We start from the raw sequence: 16836 nt of genomic DNA on the forward strand, positions 1-16836 counted from the left end.
CTAGTCGTGAATCGGTCTTTATTTCGCCTTTTGGTGAGTACTTATGCTTAAAAAATGCTGGTTTTTAGAGTAACAATGGAGGAAAAAAGATAATAAATTCTGAAATCTATATAAATTAATGCTTTCACCTACCCACTTTCGGCTACAAGACATTAGAATAATTCATTGAAAAGTCGAGCTGATCTGATGTACAGGGGTTGGGAGTGCAAATACTCTTAACGAACGATTTTTGTAATTCTACCGACAGAGATTTCCGTAAGGATGCGACCGGATTTCATCTTGCAGCAAATCTCAAGTAAACCTCAAGGAGTTTGATATGAACAAAGGTGAATTAGTAGATGCAGTGGCCGAAAAAGCCAATGTGACCAAAAAACAAGCGGATGCTGTCCTCAGTGCTGCCATTGACACTATTGTTGAAGCGGTTGCTTCAGGTGATAAGGTTACCTTGGTTGGTTTTGGTTCTTTTGAATCACGGGACCGTAAAGCTCGTGAAGGTCGTAACCCTAAAACTAATGAAAAAATGGAAATACCAGCTACGAGGGTTCCTGCTTTCTCCGCTGGGAAACTATTTAGAGAAAAGGTAGCACCCCCAAAAGAGTAGTTTCAGTTCTAGGAAGTGCAGTTTTGATGCAACACAAAGCACATGGGGGAAATCTAGCTTGGGCGGCGGCATTAGCTGGCTGTCCCCCAGAGGCTATTGTGGACTTTTCTGCTAGTATTAGCCCCTTGGGACCGCCTAAAACCGTAATTCATGCGATCGCCTCCCAATTGGCTAGTCTAAAACATTATCCCGACCCAGATTACATGGAGCTGAAACTGGCTCTGGGTCGTTTCCATGAACTACCACCGGAGTGGATTTTACCGGGTAATGGTTCGGCTGAATTACTAACCTTACTGGGTAGGGAACTGGCACAACTAAGAGCAACTATATTAGTAACTCCGGCTTTTGGCGATTATTACCGCACCCTGGCGGCCCATAATGCCAAAGTGTTGGAGTTTCCTATGGATTTAAGTTGGGAGAGGGGGTTACCCCCCTTTTTATCTTCTGGTGTGTGTGTTTCTGGATTAGGGGAATATGGATTGTTGCTGAATAATCCCCACAATCCAACGGGTAGGTTATTTTTACGGGAGGAAATTTTACCCTACTTACAGGATTTTGCCCTGGTGGTGGTAGATGAAGCGTTTATGGATTTTCTCACCCCCGAACAGGAGCAAAGTTTGATAGGGTTAGTTCAGGAGTATAGGAATTTGGTCATATTGCGATCGCTGACTAAGTTCTACAGTTTGCCAGGTCTGAGATTAGGCTATGCTATAGCTGCACCTGACTTGCTACAAAAATGGCAGTGTTGGCGAGATCCCTGGCCCGTAAACAATTTGGCTGTATGTGCTGCTATAGCTGCACTTCAAGATCGGGAATTTCAACATCAAACCTGGACCTGGTTACCTCAAGCCAGAAATCAACTTGTACAAGGTTTATCTAGTTTACCTGCTCTTAAACCTTTGCCGGGTGCTGTTAACTATTTATTGGTAGAGTCCCAAATTTCCACTTCTTGGTTACAAGAACAGCTACTAGTAAAACATCAAATCCTCATTCGTGACTGTTTGAGTTTTAAGGAACTAGGCGATCGCTATTTTCGTGTTGCTGTGCGCTCCATACCAGATAATCAAGGTTTAATTACTGCTCTGGAATCCATAACCCAAAATCATCTATGAAACTGGACTATGATATAATAATCATTGGTGATAGTATAGCGGGATATGAAGCTGCTTTATATGCAGCTCAACTACATGCGAAAGTAGCTTTAGTAAAGTCCCAACCTACTTATCAACTAAACTATGTTTACCCATTGAGGGAACTGAGCAGGATCTCTTATCAGTACTTGGAAATGATGGGTTTAGGCATTTGTGCCGATCAACCTCCTAGTACGCAGGTACTAAAGCAGCTGCAACAGCCAGAAAGATGTTTAATTTCTTCTTACCAGCGGGCAATATTTTATGCCCAAGGTATGGAGTCCCAGTTTAACTTAATAAATTCTCTGGATAATTTAGCTACTCAGGGAGTAGATATAATTATTGGTAGGGGGGAGTTTGTCAATTCTAGAAAACCCAGTTTTAGAGTTCAAGGTCGAACTTTAAGGGGGAGTAGATACTTACTGGCCTGTGGTTCGGTGACTAAAATTCCCCACATAGAAAATCTCGCCACCACTGGTTATGTTACCCTAACCAATATTTGGCATTACCTAGTTAGCACCAATCTACCTAAACACTGGGTAATTATTGGTGGTTTACCCCAAAGTATAGAAATCGCTCAAACCCTAGCTCATTTAGGTTGCCATATAGATTTAGTCCTCAACCATCCCACGGTTTTATCCCATTTGGAGCCAGAAATAGTTGAATTACTCATCGCCCAACTAGAAGCTGAAGGGGTAAGTATTTTCCGAGAACAACCGGTCACCCAAACAACAAAAATTAAAGGTCAAAAATGGGTACAACTAAAAGACCAAGCTATAGAAACTGACGAAATTTTAATAGCTAATCACCAACAACCCAAAATAGAGAACCTGAACTTAGCCAGTCCGAGAATTAAATCCTCAAGCGATCGCCTGATCACCAACGACAAACTACAAACCACCAATCCCAATATTTACGCCTGTGGAGATATTATAGGTGGTTATGATATGGAGAACATTGCCAAATACGAGGCAAAAATAGCTGTGAAAAACGCCCTATTTTTTCCCAGACATAGGGTCAACTACAGTGCCATTCCTTGGATAATATCTACCCAACCCATAGTAGCACGGGTAGGAATCACCGAATTACAGGCCAAAAAAACATATAATAAAAATCGAGTTCTAGTTTTTAAAAACTACTTTAAGACCACAACAGCAGGTCAAATTAAGAATGAGACCACAGGTATTTGCAAACTAATTGTTTTAGAAAACGGCAAAATTTTAGGGTGTAGTATATTTGGTCAAGAAGCAGAAGAAATAATCAACCTCATTGGCCTAGCAATAGCTCAAAACTTGAAAATTGATAACTTAGAAAATTTAGCCGTCGTCTACCCTAGCTGCTCAGAAATTCTCACCCAAACCGCTAGGGAATGGAGCACCAACAAACTGCACAAAAACCACCTGTTACAAGAGTTCTTGCAGAGTTTTTTACATTTTCGCCGGGAATGGAAGTTTTAACCTCCATCCCAGCAAAAATATGCCCCTAATATCTAACGAATATACTCCTTGAGAACACTGTTCCGATTGGGATGACGCAGTTTCCGCAGAGCCTTGGCCTCGATTTGTCGAATCCTTTCCCGGGTAACATTAAAAATCTGACCGATTTCCTCCAGGGTTTTCATCCGACCATCATCCAAACCATAGCGCAGTCTCAAAACATCCCTTTCTCGGGGACCCAAACTATCTAAAACTCTTTCTAGGTCTTCCCTAAGAAGACTTTTAGAAACCTGATCCTCAGGTGTTTCACCATCAGATTCAATAAAATCTCCTAAACGGGAATCCTCCTCCTTACCAATAGGTGTTTCCAAAGAAATAGGCAATTGAGCTGATTTAGCAATAAACCTCAGTTTTTCAATGGTCATTTCCATGCGGGTCGCAATTTCTTCCTCCGTGGGTTTGCGTCCCATTTCTTGAGATAAAAGTTTGGTAGTTTTCTTAATCCGTGATATAGTTTCGTAAAGGTGAACGGGTAAACGAATGGTTCGAGACTGATCAGCTATTGCCCTTGTAATTGCTTGACGGATCCACCAAGTTGCATAAGTAGAAAACTTATAGCCCTTTTCATGGTCAAATTTTTCGGCGGCCCGGATCAGACCTAGACTTCCCTCCTGAATTAAGTCCTGGAATGACAAACCCCGATTCATATATTTTTTGGCAATGGAAACCACTAACCTTAGGTTGGATTGTACCATTTTATCCTTCGCCCTGCGCCCCACGTGAAGACGATAGCGGAAGGTTGGTAAGGGCAATTTTACCGCCTCGGCCCATTCCCTAAATTCCGGTTCCCTTTCTAGCTGTTCGTATAAATCATCTCTAACTCTTTCTAGCTCCAGCAAATCAGCTATTTTTCGTGCCAACTCAATTTCTTCATCCGCCCGTAATAGTCTAATTCGACCAATCTCTTGCAGGTAAAGACGAATTGAGTCCTCAGTAAATGGCTTCTTCTTAGTCTGTGTGCGACGACGCGATTTAGCGGCTTTTCCAGACTTTGCGTCGTCCTCATCAGTCTGAGGCTCTAAAAAATCATCAATATCCCCGTCATCAACTAGCAGTAAGTCCTCTTCCTCCTCGATTAATAAGAGTTCTTCTTCTATCTCGGGCGGATTTATCATTTCTAGCTCAGGCTGATAAATGCTATCGAGTACGTTGTTAGCCTGGTTCATGCCGCGTTCCTCATGCTCCTTGCAGAATCAATTTATGGAGTTAAATACCCAAGGGGTTTTCACTTTTTTTGCCTTTTGTCAAGGCATTATTTTAACTTTTGACGGATCCACTGATGTTTTGCTGAAGATAGTTCAGTAACACTCCTGATTCTCGTCATTATCCACACACAATTCCCAGTTGACCCCGTCCCCACCTCATAAATATGACTGGTGACAGATTTATTTTGTCAACTCTTTTCTAATTGTAACCTCTTTCACAGAAATTGCACTTTTTTTGTGTATTAACCATGAACTCATTTCCTCATGGAAGGCCACCTTTATCAAAAAGACATTAAAACAGGTAGTCACACCATTAAATCTTATTGAAAACTTTTTGCTTGATCAGTGGCATTCTAATTAAAATGAAAGGAGAAAGGGCCAGAATTATTAGAATCAAAAGTCCAGCTTTGGTCAGAACGCCAACGGGGTTGAGCTAGACAGGCGTTCTGGTTCACCCACCCTTACGGGGGGACAGGTCTTGAGTTCATTTTTTTTTCAGCCTTATTAACACATTAGCGCAATGTGGAAATTTCAACCCTATGCAGCTTGACAAACTGTTCCTATTGTATAGGATGATATTTCTGTCTGTTGCTATCTTTCTTTGGAGGACTAGATATCTAAGTCTGTTAGGTTTAGCTTAGAACCATAAGTTTCAATAAACTCCCTCCTAGGAGCAACCCGATCGCCCATTAATATGGTAAATATTCTGTCAGCTTCTGCTGCATCCTCTATTTCCACCTGTTTCAGGGTTCTGGTTTCAGGGTTCATGGTGGTAGTCCACAGTTGTTCTGGCATCATTTCACCCAACCCTTTGAATCGCTGAATTGTGTAATTAGCGTTTCCTGGTAAGGTACTGATGTGTTGTTGTAGTTCTCGATCGCTGTAACAGTAATGATAGTTCTTTCCTCTCTCTACTTTGTACAGTGGTGGACAGGCAATGTAGATGAATCCCTGTTCAATTAATGATCTTTGGTATCTATAGAAAAATGTCAGCAGCAAGGTACGAATGTGGGCCCCATCCACGTCCGCATCTGTCATGATGACTACCCGATGATACCGCAATTGTGAAGCGTCAAACTCTTCACCTTTCACCCCTAGGCCTAAAGCGGTAATTAATGATTGTACCTCATTATTTTTATAAATTTTCGCATCATCGGTTTTTTCTATATTCAAAATTTTACCCCGTAGAGGCAAAATTGCCTGAGTCCGGCGATCGCGTCCTTGTTTGGCACTATTATGGACAAAAACTCCTGCTGTTAAGGCAAAGTTATGGGTATGGGGAACTTCTAAATCATAAACATCAAATTTTTCCGCTAAACTTTCCACACTTACCACCCGGTGGTTATAGGTGGTGACAGCACTCCGCATTACAGCAGGTATAGACTGGTCATAATAGGGCATTAAAGAATCCTGTGGAGTGAGCAAACCAGCAGCTTGGTAATTTCCATCCCGCAACATAAATAAATGGTCAGGAGTGCAAATCAAAACCTGGTCATTATCCAAAGTTACCCTAACTACCTCAGCATTGGTTTTGGTTGTGCGGACATGAAGAATTTTTTCTATCCCCACCTCACCATTTTCCTGTATGGTATAACAATAGTTTTGTTTACCTGCTGCTTGTTCAGCTATCAAATCCGTAAAAGTAAGATTACGTCCATCCGTGAGGGAAACTAAAGTATTCCCCACAAAACAACCACCCGCACTATCCCCTTCCACAATAAATATTTCCGACTCAGCAGGGTCGCGGGAACTGCAATCAGCTAATTTACCTGGTAAAGGGGAAGATTCCAAAACAGACTTTCTGCGAACCAGCTCCCTTGCATGTCTAGCTGCTTCTGCGGCTTTAAAAGCCTGGATAGCCTTATCCAAAATAGAGTCAGCAATACCAGGGTGAAATTCTAGATATTCCGTCAGCACTTCTCCCACCAGAGAATCCACAATGCCACGCACTTCCATATTACCCAACTTAGTTTTGGTTTGTCCCTCAAACTCCGGATCAGGAACCTTCACGGAAATAACTGCGGTTAAACCTTCCCTCACATGTTCCCCACTGAGATTGGATTCACTCTCCTTAATTTTATTGCGTTTGCGGGCGATAGAATTCAAAGTTCTTGTGAGAACAGTCTTTAAACCTTCTAAATGAGTACCACCATCAATAGTGCGAATATTGTTAGCAAAACCTAAAACATTATCAGTATAAGCATCTGTACACCATTGTAAAGCCACCTCCACTTGAACATTATTGCGCTCACCTTGGACGTAGATAATTTCCTCATGTAAAGCCTGCTTATCTCGATTTATGTAGGATACATATTCCTTAATTCCCCCCTTATACTCATAAGTTTCTACTTTAGGGGTATCAGTTTTGAGGAGTTCCAAACGATGATCAGTAAAACTAATTTTCACCCCTGCATTGAGATAAGCCAACTCTCGGAGACGACCGGCCAGAGTAATATAATCAAATTCAATACCAGTAGTAAAAATTTGGACATCTGGTTTAAACTTTACGGATGTGCCAGTACGGGAATGTTGGTCTGGTTCTACCTGCAATTCAGTTGTAGGTGCACCTCGTTCATAACGTTGAGTATGAACCTTATGCTCTCGCCAAACCGTAATATCAACTACTTCCGATAGAGCATTAACCACAGACACACCCACACCGTGTAAACCCCCAGAAACCTTGTAACCACCGCCTCCAAATTTACCACCAGCGTGGAGTACAGTTAACACAGTTTCCAGAGCGGACTTACCGGTTTTAGGGTGAATATCAGTGGGAATACCTCGACCATCATCAGTCACCGTACAGGAACCATCAGCATTGAGTTCTACATCTACATGGGTACAGTAACCCGCCAAAGCCTCATCAACAGAGTTATCAACTACCTCATAAACTAGATGGTGCAGTCCTCGCGGTCCGGTAGAGCCAATATACATACCCGGTCGTTTGCGGACGGCTTCCAGACCTTCCAGAACTTGAATCTGATCGGCACTGTAACTGCTCGTCATGAAAATTCTCCTGATTTAAAGGGCGTTAATTCGCTAGAAACATAAAAAAGTAAAATCACCCCAGAATTATAGCACTAAAGCCTTGGTGTCGTGTTTAGCACCATTTAGTGATAAATTGATATGAGAGGGGGGGATGAGGTAAATGAGTAAATCAAGATGGATCAATCAATTAGGTTAGATAGGGCTGTTAAGCTCATAGTGATTTGTGGTGCAACAGCAACGGGGAAATCTGGACTGGGGGTGAGTTTAGCACAAAGACTTGGTTGTGTCATTCTAGGTGCTGATTCCCGTCAGGTGTACCGTGAATTTAATATTGGAACAGCCAAGCCAACGGAGGAAGAACGGGGGTTAGTGCCCCATTATCTCATAGATATATGTGAACCAACAGAAACCTTAACAGTAGCAGATTATCAAGAACAGGCCCAACGGTTAATTGATAATTTGCCAGTTTCACCATTATTTTTAGTTGGTGGTACAGGTTTATATATTCGGGCTATTGTCCAAGGCATGAAAATTCCCAGAGTATCTCCACATCCCCAATTGCGCTCCCAATTGGAGTCATTAGGTCAACATCAACTTTATCAGATGTTGCAACAGGTTGATGCAGTTGCTGCAAGAAAAATTCACTCCCATGATTTAGTCAGGACTTTAAGGGCGTTAGAGGTGTATTATGTCACAGGTTTTCCCATATCTGAACAGCAGGGAGAGAGACCACCCACCTACCCAATTTTACAACTTTATTTAGATTGTGAACCAGATGTTTTGGATTTGAGAATTTATGGGAGGACAAAGCAAATGATTAAAGATGGTTTGGTAGAGGAGGTGGAGTATCTATGTCAAAGGTATGGTGTGGATTTACCTTTATTAAATACATTGGGATACGCAGAGATTAAGCAATATTTAGCTGGAGAGATTAGTTTAGAAGCGGCAATAGATTTAATTGCTTTACACACCAGGCAATTTGCCAAGCGCCAGCGAACTTGGTTTAGACAGTCCTCGAATTTGGAATACTTTAATATTAATAGTCCGGACTTATTAAGTAGTATTTGCAAGAGGGTAGACGACTTCCTTTGGGGTCATAGCAGCTAGGTTGGATTGTTTGATAGAATGTATCTTAGATTGTTAATTTTAATGTGCGATCGCCCTGTCTAGTTAAAATTTTGTGTTGACTTAACGAAAAAATTATGGTACAGTACCTATCGGTATCTGTATTTCATCTGCACCGGTTTTAGACTATGACCATATCTATAAGAGAAAAACAACCCAAACCCAATCTGAGCTTGCAATTGCAACGCTTTTGGGAAATTCTATATGTTTTGGTGGTGCGGACTTTGAAGGTAAGATATCGGGGTTCGATTTTGGGTGTTTATTGGTCATTGCTAAACCCATTAATCATGACAAGTCTATACACAGCCATTTTCGGTGCTACTTTTTCTTCCTACTACAATAATTCCATTACGAATTATGTGCTGGCGGCATTTACGGGACTGGTGGTGATAAATTTCTTTTCAGCATCCACGACCCAGTGTCTTTTTAGCGTAGTAGAGAACTCATCACTGTTAAATAAAATCCGTTTGCCTGTGAGTGTTTTCCCGGTTTCTATGGTAGCTTCGAACATATTCCAGTTTTCCGTTGGAACCTTTCCTTTATTAGCAGTGATGACTCTGCTTAATACCAGGAATGTAGTCAATGTGTTAGCAATGGTGTTCCCTTTATTTGCACTAGTATTAGTCTGTATGGGAGTTGGATTTTTAGTTAGTACGTTGTATGTTTTTTTTAGGGACTTACACTACTTTTATGAGTTAGTTGTGTTTGTGCTTTGGATCAGTAGCCCCGTGTTTTATCCAGCAGCTATTGTGCCACCACAGGTTAGACCTTTTCTTGGTTTAAATCCCCTATCACCAATTATTGAGAGCTTGCGCCAGATTACATTGTCGGGGTCACCTCCAGATTTAGGGTTGATATGGGGAGCATTGTTGAGTGGAATGATTATTTTGTCATTTGGATGGACTTGTTTTCATCTGTGGCGTCATCAATTTATGGATTTGCTATAGGACACAGTTGTTTAACGCAAATGGGTGTCAGCTTAGAGTAATCAAAATTACATTTATGATGGTGTCGTGTTTACGGTTTATAGTGTAGTATTTTAGATGTTACCAAATATCCTGTCATGATGTTATCCCATATGGTATGAAGACTAAATAGTCAATTAATTTTTAAATGAGGAACAGAAATCGTTATAGATATAAGATAGTTCCGATCAGATCAATTGAATGGTATAGATAAAACATACACCCCCCTTAGACAAAAATGATCATGACTAAACAGGTAGAATCAAAAGAATCAAATTTTTATACAGCGTCTTCGGAAAAAAAGAAAATTAACATTCAAAATATTATTTTTCCCAAGCTAGACATTTGTACCGTGGAGGAGTTGTTTTTCAGAGGGGATGATGGAGTGCTATTTGACTACCAAAATCGAACTCTAGGGATAAAAAAGGACACCGTAGTTAGCTTCAACACATACTTTAACGGTTTTTTTGCAAATAAGTGGAAAAGCTACACTTCTATTACAAATATTGGTGTTTGTCTTTCTCTACAGGGATCTTTCAATATACACATTTACAGTGTAGATTCATTTGTTCAGTCGCGCACTATAGTAATGCAGAAAACTGTCAAGAATGCGCACTTTGACTCTCCAATTGTCTTGGAAAACTTCGATATATATCCCTACAATGGGATGATATATATCGAAGTACAAGCATTGAGTAATAATTGCCAGATGGAGGGAGGCTTTTTTTACTCGTATGTACAAGAGATAAAAGATATAAGACTAGGGATAGTAATATGTACATACAAAAGAGAAACCTATGTTCGCAAGAACATTGATCTACTAGAAAAAAATTTGTTAAGCAGAGACGAATATCGAGATAAGTTAAAAATTTTTGTTATTGATAATGGGAAAACCTTAAGTTCCTTTGATAATCCATTGATTGAGATAATTCCTAATAAAAACGCGGGAGGGAGTGGTGGTTTTGCAAGGGGAATGATAGAAGTAGCAAATCATCATAGGGGATTTTCGCACATTCTACTGATGGATGATGATGTGCTATTCGATCCAGAAGTAATTTTGAGATTGTCGAATTTTCTTAGTGTGATCAATCAAGATGATATTTGTGTTGGTGGTGATATGCTAAGACTAGATAAAAAACACATCCAGCATGAAAGAGGTGGATACTGGAACAAACTTAGAGGTTGTACACCTGTAAAATATAACCTTGACTTAACTGTTTTGGAAAATATATTGTTTAATGAAATAGAGGAATATTGTGAGTACAATGCCTGGTGGTTATATTGTTTTCCTGTTGACAGTATTAAAAAGATTGGACTTCCCTATCCATTTTTTATAAGACTTGACGATGTTGAATTTAGTAAAAGAATAAACAACAAAATTATTGCATTAAATGGAATATGCGTTTGGCATGAACAATTTGAAAATAAGCATAGTCCAGTCACAGAGTACTACAATATAAGAAATGGGTTAATTTTCAACAGTCTATACTACGAAAAAAATGCTAGCATTTTTTCCCATCTTAGTTGGTTCTTACTTCCAACAATTAGACATCTTTTTTGTTACAGATATGAGACAGCAGAATATGTTTTGCAAGCTGCTTCAGATTTTTTGTGTGGTCCTGAAAATTTATTTTCTCAAAATCCCCAACAAAACCATAGTAAGCTTTCATTATGTGCTGAAAAAACAAGGAGGAATAAAAATGGCGTCAGTCCATTTATAATGAAAAAGTATATGGAGAGTATTAATGAAAATGAAAACTTATTACACAGGATTTGGAGAGTTTTCACCCTAAACGGTCACATACTACCTCGTTCATTTTTCTGGGATGATAGAAACCTGACTGATAAGGGATATAAAGTAGTAAGTTCATATGGTAGCAAACCTCTAAATGTTTTCAGGGCAAAGACAATAATATACTACAACATAGAAACCCAAGAGAGTTTTGCAGTTCAATTTTCCAGAACTCGTTTCTTTAGAATCCTATTCCACAGCATTTACTTAGGAATCTTAATGCTGTTAAAATATGGGAGGTTGGCTAAGCTTTACAAGACCACGCTTGGTAAGTTTACGAGTCAGTCCTTTTGGGAAGAGTATTTAGAGCTTAAAAAACAATTTTGAAAAATAATGCTAAGTAGTATGTTTGACTTTTTAATTGTTGGAGCTGGTTTTGCCGGTTGTACTTTAGCTAACTGCATAGCTACACATTTAGACAAAAAAGTACTAGTTATAGATACACGGAGTCACATTGGTGGTAACGCTTACGATTGCTATGATAAAGCGGGTATTTTAATTCATCGATACGGGTCGCATATATTTCATACGAATAGCAAAAAAATCATTGACTACCTTTCTCGGTTTACAGAATGGCGAGTTTATCAACATGAAGTTTTAGCAAGGGTTGATGGCGAACTTTATCCAATTCCTATCAACCTGAATACCATTAACAAGCTGTATGGATTTAATTTTAACAGTCAGCAACTATCAGATTTTTATGAACAAATCAGAGAGAGATACGAGCGGATTGAAAACTCAGAACAAGCTGTAGTTGGTAAAGTAGGAACTGACTTATATGAAAGGTTCTTCAAGAATTACACCTATAAACAGTGGAATCTTTGGCCTCACGAATTGGATGCTTCAGTATGTGCGCGTATTCCAGTCAGAACCAATAAGGATAATAGATATTTTGCTGATAAGTATCAAATGATGCCTGTCGATGGTTACACGAAGATGTTTGAAAGGATGTTAGACAATCCTAATATTAAATTTATGCTCAATACCAGTTTTCAAGAAGTTGAGAAATGGCTAAAATTTGACCACCTAATATACACTGGCCCTATTGATCAGTTTTTTGACTACAAATTTGGTAGATTGCCTTATAGGTCACTGAAGTTTCAATTTGAAACTCACGATATTGAATATTTTCAGCCAGTAGCTGTTGTGAACTATCCTAACGATTATGATTTTACTCGCATAGTTGAATCCAAACATATAACTGGACAAAAACACAGTAAAACCACAATTTACTATGAATTCCCACAATCTGAAGGGGATCCCTACTATCCTGTACCCCGTCCGGAAAACCGTGAGTTGTTTCAAAAGTATAAAGATGAAGCTGACAAACTGCAAACAGTAACATTTGTTGGGAGACTAGCACAATATCAATATTACAATATGGATCAAGTCGTTGCTGCTGCTTTAACGGTGTTTGAAAATAGAATTAGTAAATTATACTAATTGCATGTGTGAATTGAATAACTAGACATATATCACGTTTACATTTATTGCATTTCTAAACCATGAGTATCAAGCAAGTAGCCATCATTGTCGTCACCTGGAATAAAATAAGGGATGTTTCTTTTTTGATAGAGGATATAAAGAAGCTAGATTTGAATGAAATAAGTATTAATGTTTTCGTTGTTGACAATAATTCAAGTGATGGTACAGAAACACATTTAAACAAATACTACTCCTTTGTTAAGGTTCTGCAAACAGGCGATAATTTGGGAGGTTCTGGAGGTTTTTCTTATGGTATGGACTACGTAAAAGAATTAGAATACGACTATGTTTGGTTGCTAGATAATGATGTTAGATTGGATACCCAATCTTTGCTTAATTTGGTAGATACCTTGAACAATTACCCTGATATTGGTTTAGTTGGGTCTCAAATAAGGAAGTTAGATCAACCGAACATTATTCAAGACCTAGGTATGTTCATATACTATAAAAAAGCACATGTCAAAGGAAACTTTAGCGATAACACTATTGAATCAGCTATTAATAATTTAAGTCATTTAAATTCCCAAACTGGTTATATTGATGTTGACTTCTGTTCTGCTGCATCCTTACTAGTTCGTAAAGAAGTTATTCAGCAGATAGGAGTATTTGAAGACTACTTCTTGCATTTTGACGACACCGAGTGGTGTTTGAGAGCGAAAAAAGTTGGCTGGTCAGTTGTAGTTAATCCGTCATCTATTGTTTGGCATTCCTCACCCGATTTTAAGCAGCGTCCCTGGATTAGTTATTATGATGAGCGGAATTTGTGTTACTGTTGGCAAAAATACTTTCCGGATCTTTTATTGAAGAGAATCAGGGTTTTGCTTCCAAAGTTAATCTACTATTCTATAACAGGTCGTTTTTTCTGGGTTAGCACTCACTTAATGGGACTAGATGATTTTATTTCTGGTATCAAGGGTAGGATGCCAGCACCTCTACCATATAAACAATTATCAATAGAGGAAGTACTTGACAATAATTTAAGGGTTACAGTCCAAGCTAGTCTTTATCAAGATCAGTTTGAGTCTCAAATTTTGGATCAAATAAACTCATTAATTGATAAGGAAAGATTTACTGTTTTTAACAAAAACAAAAGTTTATTATACACCAGTTATATGTGGCTTCTGTCTTGCTTTCATAAGTCATTTGATTTAGCTCTTGTTAGCTGTTACCAAACAGAAGTTTGGCAATTTAATCTAGCCAGAAAGGTCTATTTTTTCACAGGATCAGGCTACGTTTTGGTGAATACTAGTATTATTAACTTAGCCAGAGCAGCAATAACAACATTTTTGAGGTTACTTAAGATTTATTGGCAAATACATAAATTAACTAGTAAGAAATCAATTATGTTAGATTTGAATAGGATAATGTAATACAGGACCTATAAATTTGAGTATTTTACCTAGAAAATAAATCCCAAAGTGATGAGCATAACTGTATCAATTATCCTAGTCAATTATAATGGAGCAGATGTTTTAGTGGATTGTTTAAAATCCATCAACAAATTTGTTCCTGGGTATAATTGCGAAGTTATAGTAGTGGATAACGCTTCTCAAGACAACAGCATAGACATTATTGAAAATAAATTTCCCAATGTCCAGCTGATAAAACTAACAAAAAATGTTGGTTTTGGAGCTGGAAACAATGCTGGAGCAAAGGTAGCTAAGGGTGAATTCCTATTTTTATTGAATACCGATACTATAATCACCAGTAATATTCTTCCCCATTTGGTGGACCTAATGGAAAAAAATCCAACTGTGGGAATTATTGGGCCTAAACTTTTGTTCCCAGACGGTAGGTTTCAAATCTCGTTTTCACCTAAAATTAGTATTAAAGGTGAGTTGGAAGCTAGAAAGTTACACAGATATGCCGAATCTCGAACCAAATTAGCTCTACTAGAAAATAATTTTCAAGAGATACAGGAAGTAGATATTGTTGTTGGAGCAGCATTTTTTATTCGCGGGGACTTGTTTCGGACATTAGGTGGTTTTGACGAAAAATTTTTCATGTACTTTGAAGAGTCTGATTTATGTCAAAGGGCTAAAAATATAGGATATCAAATCTTATATACCCCTAAAATATCTCTAATTCATATTCGAGGATATTCGACAAGTAAGCTCGCCAATCCAATGGCCGTAGAATATAGACGCAGCCAATTGTACTACTACCAAAAACATCGTCCTCTGTGGGAAAGATTGACTTTGCGAATCTATCTTTTGATAAGTTTCTTATATAAATTTACAATAACATCCAATCCTTATTGTTGGCAAATTATTATCCTAGTCTTGAAACCTAAGTAATGATTACTGCGACTACAAATGATAGCAAGAAAAAACTGAATTGGCAATCTTATACTAATAATTTAGGACCATCAAAATTTAAGTTAGTATATGTATACTATTTACACAGGTCATCAATTCCAGAATGAACACACGTCCAAATTCATCCCAATTACTGATCAACCTATCGGTTATTCTCCCCCAGCCAACTGGTATTAGTAACTATGCTCTAAACCTCATTCCCTATTTAAAAACACTCCAACCGACCCTGCTCACACCTAAAAACTACCCCAATTTTAACTGTTACCCTGTTCCCCCTAATCTCACCCCTGCACAGGGAATAAAAGGACATTTAAACCGTCTAATTTGGACCCAATGGCAACTGCCAAAAATCTATGACCAGCTGAAATCGCAACTTCTCTTCTCTCCCATTCCTGAAACACCTATCTATACTAAATGTCACTCCATTGTCATGGGACATGACATGATACCCCTACGTTTTCCTCAACCCTTTTCTCCCCTGACTCTCTATCACCGTTACTATACTCCCCAGGTTTTTAAGCAAGCTCAACATATTATTTGTAATTCTCAAGCTACTGCTGATGATATCATGGAATTTCATCAAGTACCCGGTAGCAAAATAACACCTATTCCTTTAGCTTGTGACTCTTCCCACTTCCAGTTTCTTAACCTCCCAACTCGTAACTATTTTTTATATATTGGTCGTCAGCATCCATATAAAAATCTTCGGCGTCTAATCGTTGCATTCTCCACCATACCCCATAGAAATGATTATGAACTCTGGTTAGTTGGCCCTACAGATAAACGTTACACTCCCTTGTTACAAACCCAAATTCAAACATTGGGAATAGATCATTTAGTTAAATTTCTTAATTACTTACCATATAAAGAATTACCAATTATTATTAATCAAGCCCTGGCTTTAGTCTTTCCCAGTTTATGGGAAGGTTTTGGGTTACCCGTATTGGAAGCCATGGCCTGTGGTACTCCTGTTATTACTTCTAATATTTCTTCTCTCCCAGAAGTAACAGGAGATGCGGCTATTCTAATTAATCCCTATGATCCACAGGAAATAGCCACAGCAATGACAACTATTATTTATGATTCTGATTGTAGAAAACAGCTTTCAAAATTGGGGATTAAGCGAGCAAGTGAATTTAGTTGGCAAAAAACTGGAATGGCAACGGTGGAAGTTTTTAAAAACTATATTTAGAACTTGCTGAATATTACTGAAAGCACTGCTAGAAAAAGGTTTTGGGCTTTTTGTCTTCAAAAAAGAGCAACGAATAAACGTTGAAACGGAGTCTTTTGCCACACTTGCTGCTTTAGTAACTGTAACTTTACCATTTATGGTGGTATATACCCTAAAGTATTTTGTCAATGCGAGTAAACTTTCGGATCATTTTTCAGTTAGAACACTCTTAAAGCTTATATCTTCTTGAGGAGTCCTCATTATCTATGGAGTGTAGTCTTGTAGTTTTAGCTACACTTTAAATTGAGAATTGCTGAAATATAACCTTCCGGTGTGATAAATTGATATACTAGCGTAGTGGATTTCTGTAACTTAACGGGCGTTGCATAATAGAGGTATGAATTGAGGTAATCTACTGTGCATTGTCCAAACTGCGGGTCTTCCAAAATCAGAAAGAATGGCAAACGTCGAGGTAAACAAAATCACATTTGTGTTGATTGTGGTCGTCAATTTATCGATGTCTATAGTCCACCTAAAAGCTATTCAGAAGAAGTTAAACA

General features: G+C 38.6%; 12 protein-coding genes and 1 pseudogene. 11 read left to right on the plus strand and 2 right to left on the minus strand.

The features are described 5' to 3' along the window. Nucleotides 1-316 precede the first annotated feature (316 nt). From ASL19_RS10130 to ASL19_RS10140, 3 genes are read left to right on the plus strand one after another with little or no spacing between them, the layout of a single operon-like run. The gene (locus ASL19_RS10130; protein WP_006276712.1) at nt 317-601 is read left to right on the plus strand and encodes an HU family DNA-binding protein; all 285 of its coding nucleotides are present in this window, start codon (nt 317-319) and stop codon (nt 599-601) included. 26 nt (nt 602-627) lie between these two features. Beyond that, on the plus strand, nt 628-1713 hold the full coding sequence (gene cobD, locus ASL19_RS10135; protein WP_057178239.1) for a threonine-phosphate decarboxylase CobD: 1086 nt from the start codon (nt 628-630) through the stop codon (nt 1711-1713). Beyond that, nucleotides 1710-3188, plus strand: a complete 1479-nt coding sequence (locus tag ASL19_RS10140; RefSeq protein ID WP_057178240.1) for an NAD(P)/FAD-dependent oxidoreductase — start codon at nt 1710-1712, stop codon at nt 3186-3188. Before cobD ends, ASL19_RS10140 begins: the two co-directional genes overlap by 4 nt. A gap of 32 nt (nt 3189-3220) precedes the next feature. On the opposite strand, the gene rpoD is transcribed toward ASL19_RS10140, so the two are convergent. Both rpoD and gyrB read right to left on the minus strand, forming a co-directional pair. Continuing rightward, nucleotides 3221-4393 carry an RNA polymerase sigma factor RpoD gene (rpoD, locus tag ASL19_RS10145; RefSeq protein WP_009342633.1) on the minus strand — a complete coding sequence of 391 codons (1173 nt, stop codon included), beginning with the start codon at nt 4391-4393 and terminating at the stop codon, nt 3221-3223. A 648-nt stretch (nt 4394-5041) separates the two neighbouring features. After that, the gene (gyrB, locus tag ASL19_RS10150) at nt 5042-7438 is read right to left on the minus strand and encodes a DNA topoisomerase (ATP-hydrolyzing) subunit B (protein ID WP_057178241.1); all 2397 of its coding nucleotides are present in this window, start codon (nt 7436-7438) and stop codon (nt 5042-5044) included. A 156-nt stretch (nt 7439-7594) separates the two neighbouring features. On the opposite strand from gyrB, the gene miaA reads away from it, so the two are divergent. The 8 genes and pseudogenes from miaA to ASL19_RS16790 form a co-directional block, all read left to right on the plus strand. Next, nucleotides 7595-8527, plus strand: a complete 933-nt coding sequence (gene miaA / locus ASL19_RS10155; protein WP_057178242.1) for a tRNA (adenosine(37)-N6)-dimethylallyltransferase MiaA — start codon at nt 7595-7597, stop codon at nt 8525-8527. A gap of 146 nt (nt 8528-8673) precedes the next feature. Continuing rightward, nucleotides 8674-9492, plus strand: a complete 819-nt coding sequence (locus ASL19_RS10160; protein ID WP_057178243.1) for an ABC transporter permease — start codon at nt 8674-8676, stop codon at nt 9490-9492. A 262-nt stretch (nt 9493-9754) separates the two neighbouring features. Continuing rightward, nucleotides 9755-11629, plus strand: a complete 1875-nt coding sequence (locus ASL19_RS10165; RefSeq protein ID WP_057178254.1) for a glycosyltransferase — start codon at nt 9755-9757, stop codon at nt 11627-11629. Nucleotides 11630-11647: 18 nt separating this feature from the next. Further along, nucleotides 11648-12745 (plus strand): UDP-galactopyranose mutase, encoded by a 1098-nt coding sequence (gene glf / locus ASL19_RS10170; protein WP_235528976.1) that lies wholly within the window; start codon nt 11648-11650, stop codon nt 12743-12745. 62 nt (nt 12746-12807) lie between these two features. Then, a complete protein-coding gene (locus ASL19_RS10175; protein WP_057178245.1) occupies nt 12808-14157 on the plus strand; it encodes a glycosyltransferase family 2 protein in 1350 nt (449 codons plus the stop codon). Between the two features lie 51 nt (nt 14158-14208). Continuing rightward, nucleotides 14209-15084 (plus strand): glycosyltransferase family 2 protein, encoded by an 876-nt coding sequence (locus ASL19_RS10180; RefSeq protein ID WP_057178246.1) that lies wholly within the window; start codon nt 14209-14211, stop codon nt 15082-15084. A 124-nt stretch (nt 15085-15208) separates the two neighbouring features. After that, nucleotides 15209-16297, plus strand: a complete 1089-nt coding sequence (locus ASL19_RS10185; protein WP_057178247.1) for a glycosyltransferase family 1 protein — start codon at nt 15209-15211, stop codon at nt 16295-16297. 396 nt (nt 16298-16693) lie between these two features. Then, a pseudogene (locus tag ASL19_RS16790) lies at nt 16694-16836 on the plus strand (IS1 family transposase); the annotation flags it as partial.

The organism is Cylindrospermopsis sp. CR12 (assembly GCF_001432185.1).
GTDB classification, from domain to species: domain Bacteria; phylum Cyanobacteriota; class Cyanobacteriia; order Cyanobacteriales; family Nostocaceae; genus Raphidiopsis; species Raphidiopsis raciborskii.